Origin of the sequence: Rhizobium sp. 62_C5_N11_2 (genome assembly GCF_051811185.1) — a bacterium.
GTDB lineage: Bacteria > Pseudomonadota > Alphaproteobacteria > Rhizobiales > Rhizobiaceae > Rhizobium > Rhizobium leguminosarum.
This window is the reverse complement of sequence record NZ_JBPWPW010000001.1, coordinates 3,963,804-3,977,912: the sequence shown is the minus strand read 5'-3', so window position 1 is coordinate 3,977,912 and position 14,109 is coordinate 3,963,804. Positions and strand designations below refer to the sequence as shown.

The 14,109-nt window shown below is 61.5% G+C and carries 17 protein-coding genes; 4 read left to right on the top strand and 13 right to left on the bottom strand.

Annotation, left to right across the window (positions count from 1 at the left end; genetic code table 11):
* Window positions 1-349 precede the first annotated feature (349 nt).
* The 3 genes from lysA to argH all read right to left on the bottom strand — a co-directional run bounded on the left by lysA (window position 350) and on the right by argH (window position 3,378).
* Entirely contained in the window at window positions 350-1,618 is a 1,269-nt protein-coding gene (lysA, locus tag AB8B31_RS19585) for a diaminopimelate decarboxylase (RefSeq protein WP_018243783.1), read from the bottom strand.
* Window positions 1,619-1,629: 11 nt separating this feature from the next.
* A complete protein-coding gene (gene lptM / locus AB8B31_RS19580; protein WP_018243782.1) occupies window positions 1,630-1,842 on the bottom strand; it encodes an LPS translocon maturation chaperone LptM in 213 nt (70 codons plus the stop codon).
* A gap of 132 nt (window positions 1,843-1,974) precedes the next feature.
* On the bottom strand, window positions 1,975-3,378 hold the full coding sequence (gene argH, locus AB8B31_RS19575) for an argininosuccinate lyase (RefSeq protein WP_018243781.1): 1,404 nt from the start codon (window positions 3,376-3,378) through the stop codon (window positions 1,975-1,977).
* 26 nt (window positions 3,379-3,404) lie between these two features.
* On the opposite strand from argH, the gene tlpA reads away from it, so the two are divergent.
* A complete protein-coding gene (tlpA, locus tag AB8B31_RS19570; protein WP_018243780.1) occupies window positions 3,405-4,067 on the top strand; it encodes a thiol:disulfide interchange protein TlpA in 663 nt (220 codons plus the stop codon).
* A 178-nt stretch (window positions 4,068-4,245) separates the two neighbouring features.
* On the opposite strand, the gene AB8B31_RS19565 is transcribed toward tlpA, so the two are convergent.
* The 7 genes from AB8B31_RS19565 to AB8B31_RS19535 form a co-directional block, all read right to left on the bottom strand.
* Window positions 4,246-5,127 carry a 3-hydroxybutyryl-CoA dehydrogenase gene (locus tag AB8B31_RS19565; protein WP_003543296.1) on the bottom strand — a complete coding sequence of 294 codons (882 nt, stop codon included), beginning with the start codon at window positions 5,125-5,127 and terminating at the stop codon, window positions 4,246-4,248.
* A 148-nt stretch (window positions 5,128-5,275) separates the two neighbouring features.
* Complete coding sequence (locus AB8B31_RS19560) at window positions 5,276-6,205, bottom strand: electron transfer flavoprotein subunit alpha/FixB family protein (RefSeq protein ID WP_018243778.1); 930 nt, start codon at window positions 6,203-6,205, stop codon at window positions 5,276-5,278.
* A gap of 25 nt (window positions 6,206-6,230) precedes the next feature.
* Window positions 6,231-6,980, bottom strand: coding sequence for an electron transfer flavoprotein subunit beta/FixA family protein (locus AB8B31_RS19555; RefSeq protein ID WP_018243777.1), 750 nt, complete (start codon window positions 6,978-6,980; stop codon window positions 6,231-6,233).
* Between the two features lie 185 nt (window positions 6,981-7,165).
* Window positions 7,166-7,951 (bottom strand): rhomboid family intramembrane serine protease, encoded by a 786-nt coding sequence (locus AB8B31_RS19550; protein ID WP_018243776.1) that lies wholly within the window; start codon window positions 7,949-7,951, stop codon window positions 7,166-7,168.
* Window positions 7,952-7,984: 33 nt separating this feature from the next.
* On the bottom strand, window positions 7,985-8,563 hold the full coding sequence (locus tag AB8B31_RS19545) for a cob(I)yrinic acid a,c-diamide adenosyltransferase (protein WP_128408751.1): 579 nt from the start codon (window positions 8,561-8,563) through the stop codon (window positions 7,985-7,987).
* Window positions 8,564-8,584: 21 nt separating this feature from the next.
* Window positions 8,585-8,788, bottom strand: coding sequence for a twin transmembrane helix small protein (locus tag AB8B31_RS19540; protein WP_018243774.1), 204 nt, complete (start codon window positions 8,786-8,788; stop codon window positions 8,585-8,587).
* Window positions 8,789-8,806: 18 nt separating this feature from the next.
* Window positions 8,807-9,640 carry an SDR family oxidoreductase gene (locus AB8B31_RS19535; RefSeq protein ID WP_018243773.1) on the bottom strand — a complete coding sequence of 278 codons (834 nt, stop codon included), beginning with the start codon at window positions 9,638-9,640 and terminating at the stop codon, window positions 8,807-8,809.
* 76 nt (window positions 9,641-9,716) lie between these two features.
* Here AB8B31_RS19535 and AB8B31_RS19530 point away from each other — a divergent pair, with 76 nt between their 5' ends.
* Window positions 9,717-10,640, top strand: a complete 924-nt coding sequence (locus AB8B31_RS19530) for a YihY/virulence factor BrkB family protein (RefSeq protein ID WP_018243772.1) — start codon at window positions 9,717-9,719, stop codon at window positions 10,638-10,640.
* Here the strand turns inward: AB8B31_RS19530 and gluQRS are convergent.
* Window positions 10,605-11,486: a tRNA glutamyl-Q(34) synthetase GluQRS gene (gene gluQRS / locus AB8B31_RS19525; protein WP_128408750.1), complete on the bottom strand. Its 882-nt coding sequence runs from the start codon at window positions 11,484-11,486 to the stop codon at window positions 10,605-10,607. The genes AB8B31_RS19530 and gluQRS overlap by 36 nt on opposite strands.
* On the opposite strand from gluQRS, the gene AB8B31_RS19520 reads away from it, so the two are divergent.
* Window positions 11,485-12,177, top strand: coding sequence for a DNA-3-methyladenine glycosylase family protein (locus AB8B31_RS19520; RefSeq protein ID WP_018448095.1), 693 nt, complete (start codon window positions 11,485-11,487; stop codon window positions 12,175-12,177). The genes gluQRS and AB8B31_RS19520 overlap by 2 nt on opposite strands.
* Before the next feature lie 111 nt (window positions 12,178-12,288).
* Window positions 12,289-12,846, top strand: a complete 558-nt coding sequence (locus tag AB8B31_RS19515) for an HNH endonuclease (protein ID WP_011653702.1) — start codon at window positions 12,289-12,291, stop codon at window positions 12,844-12,846.
* Between the two features lie 73 nt (window positions 12,847-12,919).
* On the opposite strand, the gene AB8B31_RS19510 is transcribed toward AB8B31_RS19515, so the two are convergent.
* Both AB8B31_RS19510 and AB8B31_RS19505 read right to left on the bottom strand, forming a co-directional pair.
* A complete protein-coding gene (locus tag AB8B31_RS19510) occupies window positions 12,920-13,438 on the bottom strand; it encodes a disulfide bond formation protein B (RefSeq protein ID WP_018448094.1) in 519 nt (172 codons plus the stop codon).
* Between the two features lie 78 nt (window positions 13,439-13,516).
* Entirely contained in the window at window positions 13,517-14,107 is a 591-nt protein-coding gene (locus AB8B31_RS19505) for a YqaA family protein (RefSeq protein WP_018243768.1), read from the bottom strand.
* Window positions 14,108-14,109 lie beyond the last annotated feature (2 nt).

Genomic DNA, 14,109 nt, shown 5'->3' with positions numbered 1-14,109 from the left:
TCTGGCGTTCTGGAACAGAGGGCGCTTCCGGCGATTGCAGGGCAATACGCTCATGAACGAAAGGATAACACTCTTTGTGGCGAAGGCGAGGGCGAGCGGCCAGTAATACTGGCTTTTCACGGTTATTCGCCAAAAAGTGATGCGACTTAAAGCGCGTCGCGATCTTTCGGATTGCTTCGCGCGCTTTAGGTCTTTGTTTTACCCATGTCGTTATCGGAAAACCGCCGCGCACTTTTGCGCGACATGCTTAGAAGCGCCGTGCGTCCTTTCGGACGCACAAAGGACGCTCTAACTCTTTCAATGCTCGCATCGTGCTTTCCGAAAATCGTCCGATTTTCGGGCCGATGCGCTAGTCGAGCCAGGCCGGAACGGAATCGAGGCTGATCAGTTCGGCATAGGTTCTGCGCGGTCGAATCGTATGGAAATCGCTGCCCCTGACCAGAACTTCGGGCACCAGCAGGCGGCTGTTATAAGTGCCGGCCTGGACCGCACCGTAGGCGCCGGCAGTGCTGACGGCCATCAGGTCGCCGGGCTTCGGCATCGCCATCTCGCGGTCGAGCGCCAGATAATCGCCGGTCTCGCAAACGGGGCCGACCACGTCGGCGCGGATGCGGGGGGCGTTGGCCGCTGAAATTGTTACCGGCCGGATCTCGTGATAGGCCTCGTAGAGCGTCGGGCGGATGAGGTCGTTCATCGCGCCGTCGACGATGACGAAGGTCTTTTCGCCGCCATCCTTCACATAGAGGACTTCGGTCACGAGGATACCGGCATTGCCAACGATCAGGCGGCCGGGCTCGGTGATGATCTTGCAGTCCAAGCCGCGCAGCTGGTTCTTGACGATTGCCGCATAGGCATCCGGCAGCGGCGGCGGATTGTTGTCGTCCTTGTAGGGGATGCCGAGGCCGCCGCCGATATCGACGTGGTGGATGGTGTGGCCGTCGGCGCGGAGCGTCGCGACAAGGTCGTGCAACAACTTGAAGGCGTCGTCGAAGGGCTGCAGTTCCGTGATCTGACTGCCAATATGCATGTCGATGCCGGTAACCTCGATGCCCGGCAGCTTGGCGGCATGGGCATAGATGGCGCGGGCGCGCTCCCAGGAGATGCCGAACTTGTTTTCCTTCTTGCCGGTCGAGATCTTGGAATGCGTCTTCGCATCGACATCCGGGTTGATGCGGAAGGAGACCGGCGCTTTCTTGCCCGCGCTGACGGCGCGCTGATTGAGGATCTCGAGCTCGGGCTCGGATTCGACGTTGAAGCAGTAGATGCCGGCCTCAAGCGCAAAATCCATCTCGGACGGCGTCTTGCCGACACCTGAGAACATGATGCGGCTCGCCGGAATATCGGCGGCAAGCGCGCGGCGCAGCTCGCCTTCCGAGACGACATCGATGCCGGCGCCGAGGCGGCCCAGCGTCTTCAGCACCGCCTGGTTCGAATTCGCCTTCATCGCATAACAGACCATGGAGTCCATGTCGGCGAACGCTTCCGAAAAGACGCGGTAGTGGCGTTCCAGCGTCGCGGTGGAATAGACGTAGAAAGGTGTGCCGACCGCCTTGGCGATCTCGGGAACGGGAACGTTCTCGGCATGGAGGACGCCGTCACGGTACTCGAAATGGTTCACGGGCTTATGCCTTAAAGAAGGGGATCGAGAAGGAAGGGCTTGTCGACAGTTCCCGGCTGTTTCGTCGGCTTGGAAACGTCGCCTTCCTTGGTTGCCGCAGCACTCGGCGGATCGAGGTCGCCCTTGCGCCCGCATCCGGCAACGGCAAGGCCGATGACGGCGAGAACCGCCGTCAGGCGGATGAGATGCGGCAAGCTCTTCATGGATATCCTCTTCTGCGGCATGTGCTGGCATCATTCATATCGAATGATGGACATCTTCATAGCGAAGTTTATCCGCCTTGTGCACCCTGATTGTTGGACGGTCTTTCCACCTGCAGGAAGGGTGTGGCGGCTCTTCGCCACGCCTGATATCTCTTAGTTGCGGGCGCGCCAGAAGGCGATCTGCCTGCGCACTTCGGACGGTGCCGTGCCGCCGAAGCTCTTGCGGCTGGCGACCGAGGCCTCGACGGTCAGCACGTCGTAGACCTTGTCGGTGATGTCGGGGTGGATCACCTGCAGATCGGAAAGCGGAAGTTCGGCAAGGTCGCAGCCCTTGCTTTCGGCGAGTGCTACGGCGCGGCCGGTCACGTGATGGGCATCGCGGAAGGGGAGGCCGGCTTCGCGCACCAGCCAGTCGGCAAGATCGGTCGCCGTCGAATAGCCGGAGCCGGCCGCCGCCTTCATGCGCGCGGTGTTGACGGTCATGTCGCGCACCATGCCGGTCATGGCAGCGATTGCCAGTTCCAGGCTCTCGGCTGCGTCGAAGACCTGTTCCTTGTCTTCCTGCATGTCCTTGGAATAGGCGAGCGGCAGACCCTTCATGATCGTCAACAGCGCCACCAGCGAGCCGTTGATGCGGCCGGTCTTGGCGCGCACCAGTTCAGCGGCATCCGGATTCTTCTTCTGCGGCATGATCGACGAGCCGGTCGAGAAGGCGTCGGAGAGACGCACGAATCCGAATTGCGGGGTCGACCAAATGACGATCTCTTCTGCCAGACGCGACAGGTGCATGCCCGCAATCGCCGCGATCGACAGGAATTCGATGGCGAAATCGCGGTCGGAGACCGTATCGATGGAGTTGCGGGTCGGCTCGCGGAAACCGAGCGCCTTGGCTGTCATGTGGCGGTCGATCGGATAGCCGGTGCCGGCAAGGGCTGCGGCGCCGATGGGGCTTTCATCCAGATGCTCGATGGCGTGGCGCACGCGCGAGCGATCGCGGCCGAACATTTCGACATAGGCCATGCAGTGATGGCCGAAGGTAACGGGCTGGGCGGTCTGCAGATGGGTGAAGCCCGGCATGACGCTTTCGGCATGTTCTTCGGCGCGGTCGAGGAAGGCCGCGATCAGGCCGGTCAGCATCTGCTCGGTCTTCTGCAGCTCTTCCTTCACCCAGAGGCGGAAGTCGAGCGCCACCTGATCATTGCGCGAGCGGGCGGTGTGCAGGCGGCCGGCCGCCGGTCCGATCAGCGTCGCCAGGCGTGCCTCGACATTCATGTGGATGTCTTCGAGCTGACGCGAGAATTCGAAATTGCCGCTTTCGATTTCTGACAGGATCGTGTTTAGCCCGTGAACGATCTTGTCCTTATCGTCTGATGAAATGATCGCCTGATGGGCAAGCATGGTCGCGTGGGCGATCGAACCGCGGATGTCCTGGGCGAATAGCTTCTTGTCGAAACCGATCGAGGCATTTATCTCCTCCATGATCGCGTCCGGGCCGGAGGCGAAGCGCCCACCCCACATCTGGTTGGAGGATTTGGTGTCCGTGTTGTTCTCGGCCATGGAAGATGCCCGTCCTGGAGAATGAAATGACGACGAAAAAACCCTTCGGCCTGCCGTCCGGAAAATTGATCGCAATCGCCGCCGTCGCAGGTGTCGTTGCAGGTGCGGCAGCGGTATACGTGAAGGAGAAGGGAATTGGCAATGGGATCGGCAGCAGCGCTTCGGCCGAATGCTCGCTGGCGAAGGAGCGTGCTGCCAATCTGGCACCGCTCATGAAGGGGCAGGTGGCCGCCATGGTTGCCGCCACCGAGCCGCGCAAGCTGACGGCGGTTTCCTTCAACGGGCCGGATGGCAAGCCGCTGACGCTCGATCATTTCGCCGGCAAGACCGTGCTTCTCAATCTCTGGGCCACCTGGTGCGTGCCCTGCCGCGAGGAAATGCCGGCGCTGAACGCACTCGAAAAGGAGATGGGTAGCGACAGGTTCCAGGTCGTGCCGGTCAATATCGACACCGGCGACGATGAGAAGCCGAAGACGTTCCTGACTGAAACCGGCGTCGATGCGCTGCAGCTCTACCGCGACAATACGATCGGCGTGTTCAACAGCCTGAAGAAGGAAGGCCTTGCCTTCGGCCTTCCGGTGACGCTGCTGCTCAACGACAAGGGCTGCCTGATCTCCGCCATGAACGGCCCGGCCGCGTGGGATAGCGAAGACGCGAAGGCGCTAATCAAGGGTGCGATCGGGTCGTAACGACGTTGATCAGGAGTCCCCATCTCCTCTCATGAGAAAGACGCCGGCGATTCCGATAAGGACGCAGCATTGCAGCAGGAACATGGGTGTTTCGGTCGACATGGCGTTTCCTCCCGTTCCCGGCAAAGAAAGCATTTAGCGGGCGCTCGGTCTATTCGCCCTTTCAGGTGATGGCCGCTTACCGCGTCGGGACCGGCACTTCGCCACGATAGTCATAGAAGCCGCGGCCGGACTTGCGTCCGAGCCAGCCGGCTTCGACATATTTTACCAGCAGCGGGCAGGGACGATATTTCGAATCCGCCAGGCCGTCATGCAGCACCTGCATGATCGAGAGGCAGGTGTCGAGGCCGATGAAATCGGCAAGCTGCAGCGGTCCCATCGGGTGGTTGGCGCCGAGCTTCATCGCCGTATCGATGGCGTCGACCGTGCCGACGCCTTCATAGAGCGTGTAGATCGCTTCGTTGATCATCGGCAGCAGGATGCGGTTGACGATGAAGGCAGGGAAATCCTCGGCGACGGTGATGGTCTTTTCCAGAGTTCCGACGAATTCCTTGGCGGCGGAAAAGGTCTTCTCGTCGGTCGCGATGCCGCGCACCAGTTCGACCAGCTTCATCACCGGCACCGGGTTCATGAAATGTATGCCCATGAAGCGCTCGGGGCGGTCGGTGGCGGCAGCAAGCCGGGTGATAGACAGGGAAGAGGTGTTGGTGGCAAGCAGTGCTTCCGGCTTCAGGACCGGACAGACCTGCGTATAGATCTTGCGCTTGACCGTTTCATCCTCGGTGGCGGCCTCGATGACGAGATCGGAGGGGGCGAGATCATTGACATCGGACGAGCCTGTGATGAGCGACAAGGTCGACTTGCGCTCCTCTTCGGTCATCTTGCCGTTCGTCACCAGGCGGGCCAGGTTGCCGTTGATGGTGGCAAGGCCAGATTCGATGCGGTCCTGCGAGAGATCGTAGATGTGAACCCTGTAACCTGCGGCGGCCGAAACATGCGCGATGCCGCAGCCCATCTGACCGGCACCGATAATACCAATATTCTTCAACACCGCATTCATCTCCAAACCCCCGCACGGCATTCGCCCCCGCGCCGCCGCATTTTTCTAGCAATACTGCCGGACGAAGGATCGCCCGGCAGCAGTAGTAGCCCGATAAAAGATAATTTTCCAGTCATTCGCAAGTGCGAAAGAAAAGCATTTGGCGCGGTCAGAGCGCCTTTTGCAATTCCGGCAGGGCGTCGAAGAGATCGGCGACCAATCCGTAGTCGGCGACCTGGAAGATCGGCGCCTCCTCGTCCTTGTTGATGGCGACGATCACCTTCGAATCCTTCATGCCGGCCAGATGTTGGATGGCGCCTGAAATGCCGCAGGCAATATAGAGCTGCGGCGCCACCACCTTGCCGGTCTGGCCGACCTGCCAGTCGTTCGGCGCATAACCGGCATCGACAGCGGCACGCGATGCACCGACGGCAGCACCGAGCTTATCGGCGAGCGGCAGGATGACCTCCCTGAACTTCTCGGCAGAGCCGAGTGCCCGGCCGCCGGAGATGATGATCTTCGCAGACGTCAGTTCCGGACGGTCGGAGGCCGACAGCGCGTCCCTGACGAAGGTCGACAGCCCCGGATCGGAAACCGCCGGGATCGCCTCGACGGTGGCCGAGCCACCTTCCGGTGCAGAGGCAAAGGATGCGGTGCGCACGGTGATTACCTTTTTGGCATCGGTCGCCTGCACCGTCTGGATGGCATTGCCGGCATAGATCGGCCGTTTGAAGGTGTCAGCAGAGATCACCTCGATGATCTCCGAGACCTGGGCGACATCGAGCAGGGCTGCCACCCGCGGCAGCACGTTCTTGCCGACCGAGGTGGCGGCCGAGATGATCGTGTCGTAGCTTCCCGCCAGCGAGACGATCAGATCGGCCAGCGGCTCGGCGAGATTATTGGCGAGTTCGTCGCTTTCGGCGAGCAGCACCTTGGAGACGCCGGCAAGCTTGGCGGCGGCATCGGCAGCGGGTTTGGCAGCCTTGCCGGCGACCAGCACATGCACGTCGCCGCCGATCTTGGTTGCGGCCGTCAACGTCTTGGCGGTCTGGTCGGACAGGCTTGCATTGTCGTGGTCAGCCAGAAGAAGAATGGTCATGATGATGGTTCCTGTTCCAACCTGATTACAGCACGCCGGCTTCGTTTTTGAGCTTGTCGATGAGTTCGGCGACCGACTTGACCTTGACGCCGGCCTTGCGGCCCGACGGCTCCTCGGTCTTCAGGACCTTGAGGCGCGGCGTGGTCGAGATGCCGAAATCATCAGGGCTCTTCTTGTCGAGAGGCTTCTTCTTCGCCTTCATGATATTCGGCAGCGAGGCATAACGCGGTTCGTTCAAGCGCAGATCCGTGGTGACCACCGCCGGCAGCTTGATCTCGATCGTCTGCAGGCCGCCATCGACCTCGCGGGTCACCTGAGCCTTGCCATCGCCGATCTCGATCTTCGAGGCGAAGGTCGCCTGGGGCATGCCCAGCAGCGCCGCCAGCATCTGGCCGGTCTGGTTGCTGTCGTCATCGATCGCCTGCTTGCCGACGATGATCAGCCCGGGCTGTTCGGCATCGGCCACAGCCTTGAGGATCTTGGCGACGGTGAGCGGCTCGATTTGATCGTCGGTCTCGACCAGGATCGCCCGGTCGGCACCCATGGCAAGTGCGGTGCGCAGCGTCTCCTCGGCCTTGGCAGGACCGATCGAAACGACCACCACTTCCTCAGCCTTGCCGGCTTCCTTCAGCCGCAGCGCCTCTTCCACCGAGATCTCGTCGAACGGGTTCATCGACATCTTCACATTGGCAAGCTCGACACCCGTGCCATCCGGCTTCACCCGGATCTTCACGTTGTAGTCGACAACCCGTTTGACTGGGACGAGTATCTTCATGGGGTCCTTCCTTCAGGAGAAACTGGCTTCAGAGGCTTTTTAGAAAATGCGCGCTTGGGCGCCGCTCCGATTGTCGAATGGCGACATGGATACGCGTTTTTCCTCCAATTTCAACGCTTCCATGACGCCGACAGGCAATTTGCCTCGGCAATATATGGACGTTTACGTTCACGTCAATATTGTCGTCAGCGACGGCCCCAGGGAAATCGCTGTGCCGTCCGCCCGTCCGTGCCGGCTGCGATGGCCGGGCCGGCGCCTGGGTCGTTTCTGACGGCGCGGGGCGTGACGATCTGCCGGTCGAAGAGCGGCACACCCGGCCGGCGCAACACGAGGATCAGGAAAGCCCCGGCAAGGATGCCGCCGACATGCGCGCCCCAGGAAACGTCGCCGTCAGGTGCGATCGCCAGCATGAAGAATTGCTGTCCTATCCACAAAAGCAGCGGCACGAAGGCCGGCAGGGGCAACGGCACACGGAAAAACACCAGCACCCAGACCCTGACGCGTGGATGCAGCAAGACATAGGCGGCAACGACGCCGGAGACCGCCCCCGATGCGCCGACCAGCGGCGCTTCCGAGGTCATGGTCAGCAGGCCGTGGCAAAGCGCGCCGGCGGCGGCGCAAACGAGATAGAAAATCAGGAAGCGCAGATGTCCCATCGCATCCTCGACGTTGTCGCCGAAGACCCAGAGGAAGATCATGTTGCCGGCCAGATGCCAGAAGCCGGTGTGGACGAAGGCATAGGTGAGGTAGGTCAGCGGTTCCGGCACGATTTCGAGTCCCTGCGCCAGCATCGCATGGCCGAAGGCAATCGCCGGGATGTAGCCGAGCCCGACGGTCGTCGCCTGGGCTGCCTGTTCGCTCTCCAGGCTGGTCAAAAGCCAGACCGCGATATTCAGCGCGATCAGTGTGAGCGTCACCCACTGAACCTTGATATATTTCAGCGTATTGGCATCGTGAAGTGGTATGAACATAAAGGCCCCCCGGCGATCGTGATCGAGGCAAGCCTATCTGTTTTTTCCCGGAACCCAAAGTACATCTGCATGGCCCTGGTCATTTGCATGACGCGCGGCGACGAAGAGGAAATCGGAGAGGCGATTGACGTATTTCATCGCCGGCTCGCCGACGATTTCGCCGTCGGTGCGGGCAAGCGCGACCATCAAACGCTCGGCGCGCCGCGCAATCGTGCGGGCAAGATGCAGATGGGCGGCAGCCGGGCTGCCGCCTGGCAGGATGAAGGATTTCAGCGGCTCCAGCCCGGCGTTCAGCCGGTCGATATCGTGCTCGACACGGTCGACCTGCGTCTCGGCGATCCGTAGCGGCTCGTAGGTCGGTGGCTCACCGGTGTCAGGGGTGGCGAGATCGGCGCCGAGATCGAAGAGATCGTTCTGGATCGACATCAGCATGGCATCGAGTTCGGGCAAGCCGGCCGTGTGCAGCCGCGCCAGGCCGATCGCGGAATTGGCCTCATCGATCGTGCCGTAGGCCTCGACGCGCAGATCGTCTTTTCGCCGGCGCGGGCCGGAAACCAGCCCGGTCGTGCCGTCATCGCCTGTTTTCGTGTAGATCTTGTTGAGCTTGACCATGGTTTCCCCCTTGAAGTCCGGTCAGGTCGGGCGGCCGCCGCCGGTCAGCCAGAGCGTCAGCATGATCAGGACGACGGCGATCGCCTGCAACAGCACACGAAGCTGCATCAGTTTGTTGGAACGGTTGGCATCGCCGCCCTTCATCATGTTGAAGAGACCGCGGATCAGGACGAGGGCGACGACGCCCATGACGATGATTGCGAGGATATAGGTGACCGTGGACATAGCGTTCTGCTTTCTCAGTCAGTCCGTCCAGCGCATCAGGCGATAGAAGAGGTCTGCCGGAAGCAGCCGCTTCAGGAACATGCCCTGCTTAGCCGGAGTCGTTACAGGATAATGTGGCCTCGGATTTTTCGAGTTCAATGCGTGTTTCAACACGGAATAGACCGCTTCCGGGCCGAGCTTATGGCGGTTGACCGGCCCCGATCCGTCGAGTCTCGCCAGTTGTCTGGTGTAATCGACCGCGTGCGGCGAATTCTCGAGATCGATATGCTCCTTGATCTTGGCGAGCGCATTGGCGGTGAACCGCGTGGCGATCGGTCCCGGCTCGATCAGGCTGACATGGATGCCACTGCCCTGCAGCTCCATGCGCAGGGTGATGCTGAGACCTTCCAGCGCGAATTTGGAAGCGGTGTAGGCGCCGCGAAAGCGATAGGGGACGATGCCGAGGATCGACGAACATTGCACGATCCTCCCCTCTCCGCGTTTGCGCATCAGCGGAATGATCTGCCGCGTCAGCTCGTGCCAGCCGAAGAAATTCGCCTCGAACTGCGCGCGCAGCGTTGCCGTCGATAGATCCTCGACGGCGCCCGGCTGGCCGTAGGCGCCGTTATTGAAGAGCGCGTCGATACGACCGCCGCTGCGTTCCAGAACTGCGCCGACCAGGTCGGAAATCGTCTCGGTCCTGGCATAGTCCATCAGGAAGGCTTCGATGCCTTCCGCTTCCAACCCCTTGAGATCGTCCGGCTTGCGCACCGTCGCGAAGACACGCCAACCATCGGCTTTCAGCGCCCGTGCGCAATGAGCGCCGATACCGGACGAACATCCGGTCACGACGATGGTGCGCTGCTCCGCCATGGAATGATTCCTGTACAAAATGGGACTCGTTTCCCATATTCGGCCAGAGGATACAATCTGGAAAGCCGGAGACGGAATGCTGAAGGTGCTGCGCACGATCTACGACGTGATCTATGACGCGATCTGTCACATGGTCGAGGACGACGGCTTCGCCATGGCAAGTCACGTGGCGCTGTCGAGCCTGCTTGCGGTTTTTCCCTTCCTGATCTTCGGCACGGCGCTTGCAAGCTTCCTCGGCGCCGATCAGTTTTCCTCGACCGCCATCCACCTGATCTTCGACACCTGGCCCGAGGCGATCGCCAAGCCGCTTGCCGACCAGGTGCTGCAGGTGCTGACCATTCCGCGCGGCGGGCTGCTGACGATCTCGGTGCTGGCGGCCGCCTATTTCGCCTCGAACGGCGTCGAGGCGCTGCGCATCTCGCTCAATCGCGCCTACCGGGTGCAGGAAACGCGGCCCTGGTATTTCACCCGTCTCGCCAGCCTGGGCTACGTGCTGATCGCAGTTATCATCTTCACGGCGATCAGCATTCTGCTCGTCGCCCTGCCGCTGGCGCTCGATTATTCCAGGAAGTGGTTTCCGCTGTTTGCCGATACGCTCGATATCGTCTTCAGCTGGCGCATCTATGGCACGCTGGTGGTTCTGACGGTCGGACTGCTGGTCATGCATCTCTGGCTGCCGGCCGGCAAGCGGCGGGTCTTCGACGTCATTCCCGGCGTCTTGCTGACGCTGCTTCTCTGGCTCGCCGGCGCGCTGATCTTTGCCTATTATCTCGCGACCTTCGCCAACTATACGGCAACCTATGCCGGTCTCGCCTCTGTCATGATCGTGCTGATCTTCCTCTACATGGTCGGCGTCATCTTCATCATCGGCGCGGAGATCAATGCGGCGCTGATCAAGTTCCGCGTCTTCCGGATGTTCTCCCACACGCTTTCGATCGTCGGCAGAGAGCGTGTCGAAAGGCAATCAGAGCCCGACAAGGCGGCGAACATCCGCCCCTGACATGCCCCGGGCACGCAATTCGCCAAGCCCGCTGTCGCCTTGGCTTTTCGAAAGCTTGCGGCCGTCGGCGTCGAGAACGAGACGATGATGGTGATAGACCGGCTGCGGCAGGCCGAGCAGCACCTGCAACAGCCGGTGCACCGATGTCGCGTGGAAGAGGTCGAGCCCACGCACGACGTGGGTGACGCCCTGCAGCGCATCGTCGATGACCACCGACAGATGATAGCTGGATGGCGCATCCGAGCGCGACAGGATGACGTCGCCCCAGACGTCGGGCTCGGCGGCGATCTCACCTGTCCTGCCGTCGCCGGTTTCCGTCCAGAACAGCAGCTCGCCGATCAGGTCGAGCGCTTTGCGCATATCGAGTCGCCAGGCATGTTTCTTCCCCGAGGTCAGCATGTCTCGCCATTCGTCTGCCGGACGCTCGCGATCAATTGCGGGATAATGCGGAGTGCCGTCGGGATCGCGCGGCCAGGGTTCACCCGCTGCCTCGTAGGCAACGATGCGCGCCTTCACCTCGCCGCGCGTCAGAAAGGCCGGATAGACCAGCCCGCGCTCGATCAGCGTGTGCAACGCCGCCTGATATTCGGGGAAATGTTCCGACTGGCGCCGCACCGGGCTCTCCCAGCTGATATCAAGCCATTCGAGATCCCTATGAATGCCGGCCTCGAACTCAGGTGTGCAGCGCGCCTGGTCGATATCCTCGATGCGCAGCAGCAGGCGGCCTTGTTCGGCCTCCGCCATGTCGCGGTTCAGCAGGGCCGAGAGGGCATGTCCGAGATGCAGCGGTCCGTTGGGGCTCGGCGCAAAACGAAAGACGGGTTTTTGACGCTCACTCGTGGTCATGCTTTCTTCTGCCATGGATTCGGTTTTTGAACCACTGCGAGGCAAAGTGCAGATCATCCGCAACGAAGACGATGTCAGGCAGGGGCTCGAAGCGTTGCTTCGCCTCGATCCGCGCCTTGCGCCGATCGTCGCGGAGGCCGGGCCCATTCCGCTGCGATTGCGCGAGCCCGGCTTTGCCGGCCTTGCCCATATCATCGTCTCGCAGATGGTGTCGCGCGCCAGCGCCGACGCGATCTGGCGGCGCATGCTGCCGGCGGACGGTTCGCTGACGGCCGAAGGTTACGCACTGCTTCACGCCGAGGCATGGCGCGAATTCGGCCTGTCACGCGCCAAGGCCGAGACGCTGTCGCGGATCGCCGAAGCGGTCACCTCCGGCCGCCTCGATCTCTCCGGGCTCTGCCTGAAGCTGCCGGGCGAAGCGCTTGGCGAACTGACGGCGTTGAAGGGCGTCGGGCCATGGACAGCAGAGGTCTATCTGATGTTTTGCGGCGGCCATGCCGATGTTTTCCCGGCCGGCGATGTCGCGCTGCAGAATGCCGTCGGGGCGGCATTCGGTCTTGCGGCACGGCCGCAGGCGAAGGCGCTTGCTGAGCTTTCGGAAGTCTGGTCGCCGTGGCGCTCGGTGGCGGCACGGCTTTTCTGGGCCTACTACGCCACGAAGATGCGCCGTGACATGGTGCCGATCGGCTGATCGGCAACACTCTTCAAATTGCCTTTATCCTCTGAATTTATTGGACTTCACAATCCTGTAACAACCGGCCTAATATACAGGTGCAGATGCCGAATCGATCAGGAGAGTCCCTTGACGATTGCAGTCTCCCCACAGGCCCTGCCGGCGCTCGTCCTGAACGCTGACTACCGGCCGCTGAGTTATTACCCCTTGTCGTTGTGGTCCTGGCAGGACGCGATCAAGGCGGTATTTCTCGACCGTGTGAACATCATAGCAGAGTATGAACATTCGGTTTCTTCGCCGAGCTTTTCGATGCGTCTTCCGAGTGTCGTGTGCCTGAAGACTTACGTTCAGCCGTCCCGCAATCCCGCTTTCACCCGGTTCAACGTGTTCCTGCGCGACCGGTTCGAGTGCCAGTATTGCGGCGCCCATGACGACCTGACCTTCGACCACGTCACCCCGCGCGCCCATGGCGGCGAGACCACCTGGGAAAATGTCGTGGCAGCCTGCTCGCCCTGCAATCTGCGCAAGGGCAGCAAGCTTCCGAAGCAGGCAGGCATGTTCCCGGCGCAGAAGCCCTATCAGCCGACGGTGCAGGATCTGCACAATAACGGCCGGCTGTTCCCGCCGAACTATCTGCATGAAAGCTGGCTCGACTATCTCTACTGGGATACCGAACTGCAGCCCTGATCGAACGGCCTACGCGTTGCGCGTCCTTTCAGACGCGCAACGGACGCTGCAGTGCTTGGATTGCTGGACAATTTTACGAGGCCGCCTTGCGAACGCCGACAAAGGCGAAGGCGGCGAGCAGGATTCCGGCAATCACATTCCAGCCCGCAAAAGACAGGCCGAGCACCCGCAGCGCCGCATCGGTGCAGGACGGGCCCTTGATGGTGTTGAGCTCACCAAGCAGATCGCCGGCATTGGTCGTCATGCTGCTTGCCGTCGTCGAGCAGGTGGCCGGGCCCGGCCAGAAGTGCCATTCGACGCCGGCGTGATAAACACCCATGCCTGCCGTCACCAGCATCAGCATGCCGGCCGCGAGAATGAGCGCCCGGGTGATCCAGTTCGGCAGGCCGACGAGCTCGGATATCGCGGCCAGGATCGCGATCGGGATGGCGTAATAATAGGGCTGGCGCTGCAACAGGCAGAGCGCGCAGGGAATATAGCCGCCGATATACTGGAAGCCGAGCGCGGTGCCGACCGCCGCCGCCATGCCGATGGCGAGCAACAGGGAATAGATAAAGCCGGGGCGGGCGAGCGGCGAGGAAGTGGCAGTCATGGCGGAACTCCGCGACGTTGGTAGAGCATGAGATGCGAAAGCAGATTTCAGGCCTATTCGGCTAAAAATCATTCTCGCCTAGTGCGCGAGATAGCGGTAGGCGGGATATAACACGATCACGGCGGCGGCACCGATACCGACGATCTGGCCGAGCCGCTTTTCGATGAAATCACGGATCGGCTCGCCGTAGCGGCGCAACAGCCAGGCGAGGAAGAGGAAACGCGCGCCGCGCGCGACGATCGCTGAGACGATGAAAAGCCCCAGATTGACGTGGATGACGCCGGATAGGATGGTGACGATCTTGATCGGCGGCAGATGCGCAAGACCCGAGGTGACGAGCAGCAGCAGGATCCACTCGTAGGTGACATAGGCCTTCATCTGCTCGAAGGCTTCGAACTTGCCGTAGAATTCCAGGATCGGCCGCGCCACCGTCTCATAGGCGTAATAGCCGAGCGCCCAGCCGGCGATGCCGCCGAGCACGGAGGCGACGGTTGCAATCAACGCATAGCGATAGGAGCGTTCCGGCCTGGCAAGCGCCATCGGCAGAAAGAGTACATCGGCGGGGACGAGAAAGACGGAGCTTTCGACGAAGGCGATGACGGCGAGCCAGACTTCGGCCGATTTGCGCGAGGCCAAAGACATGGTCCAGTCGTAAAGTCTGCGGAGCATTC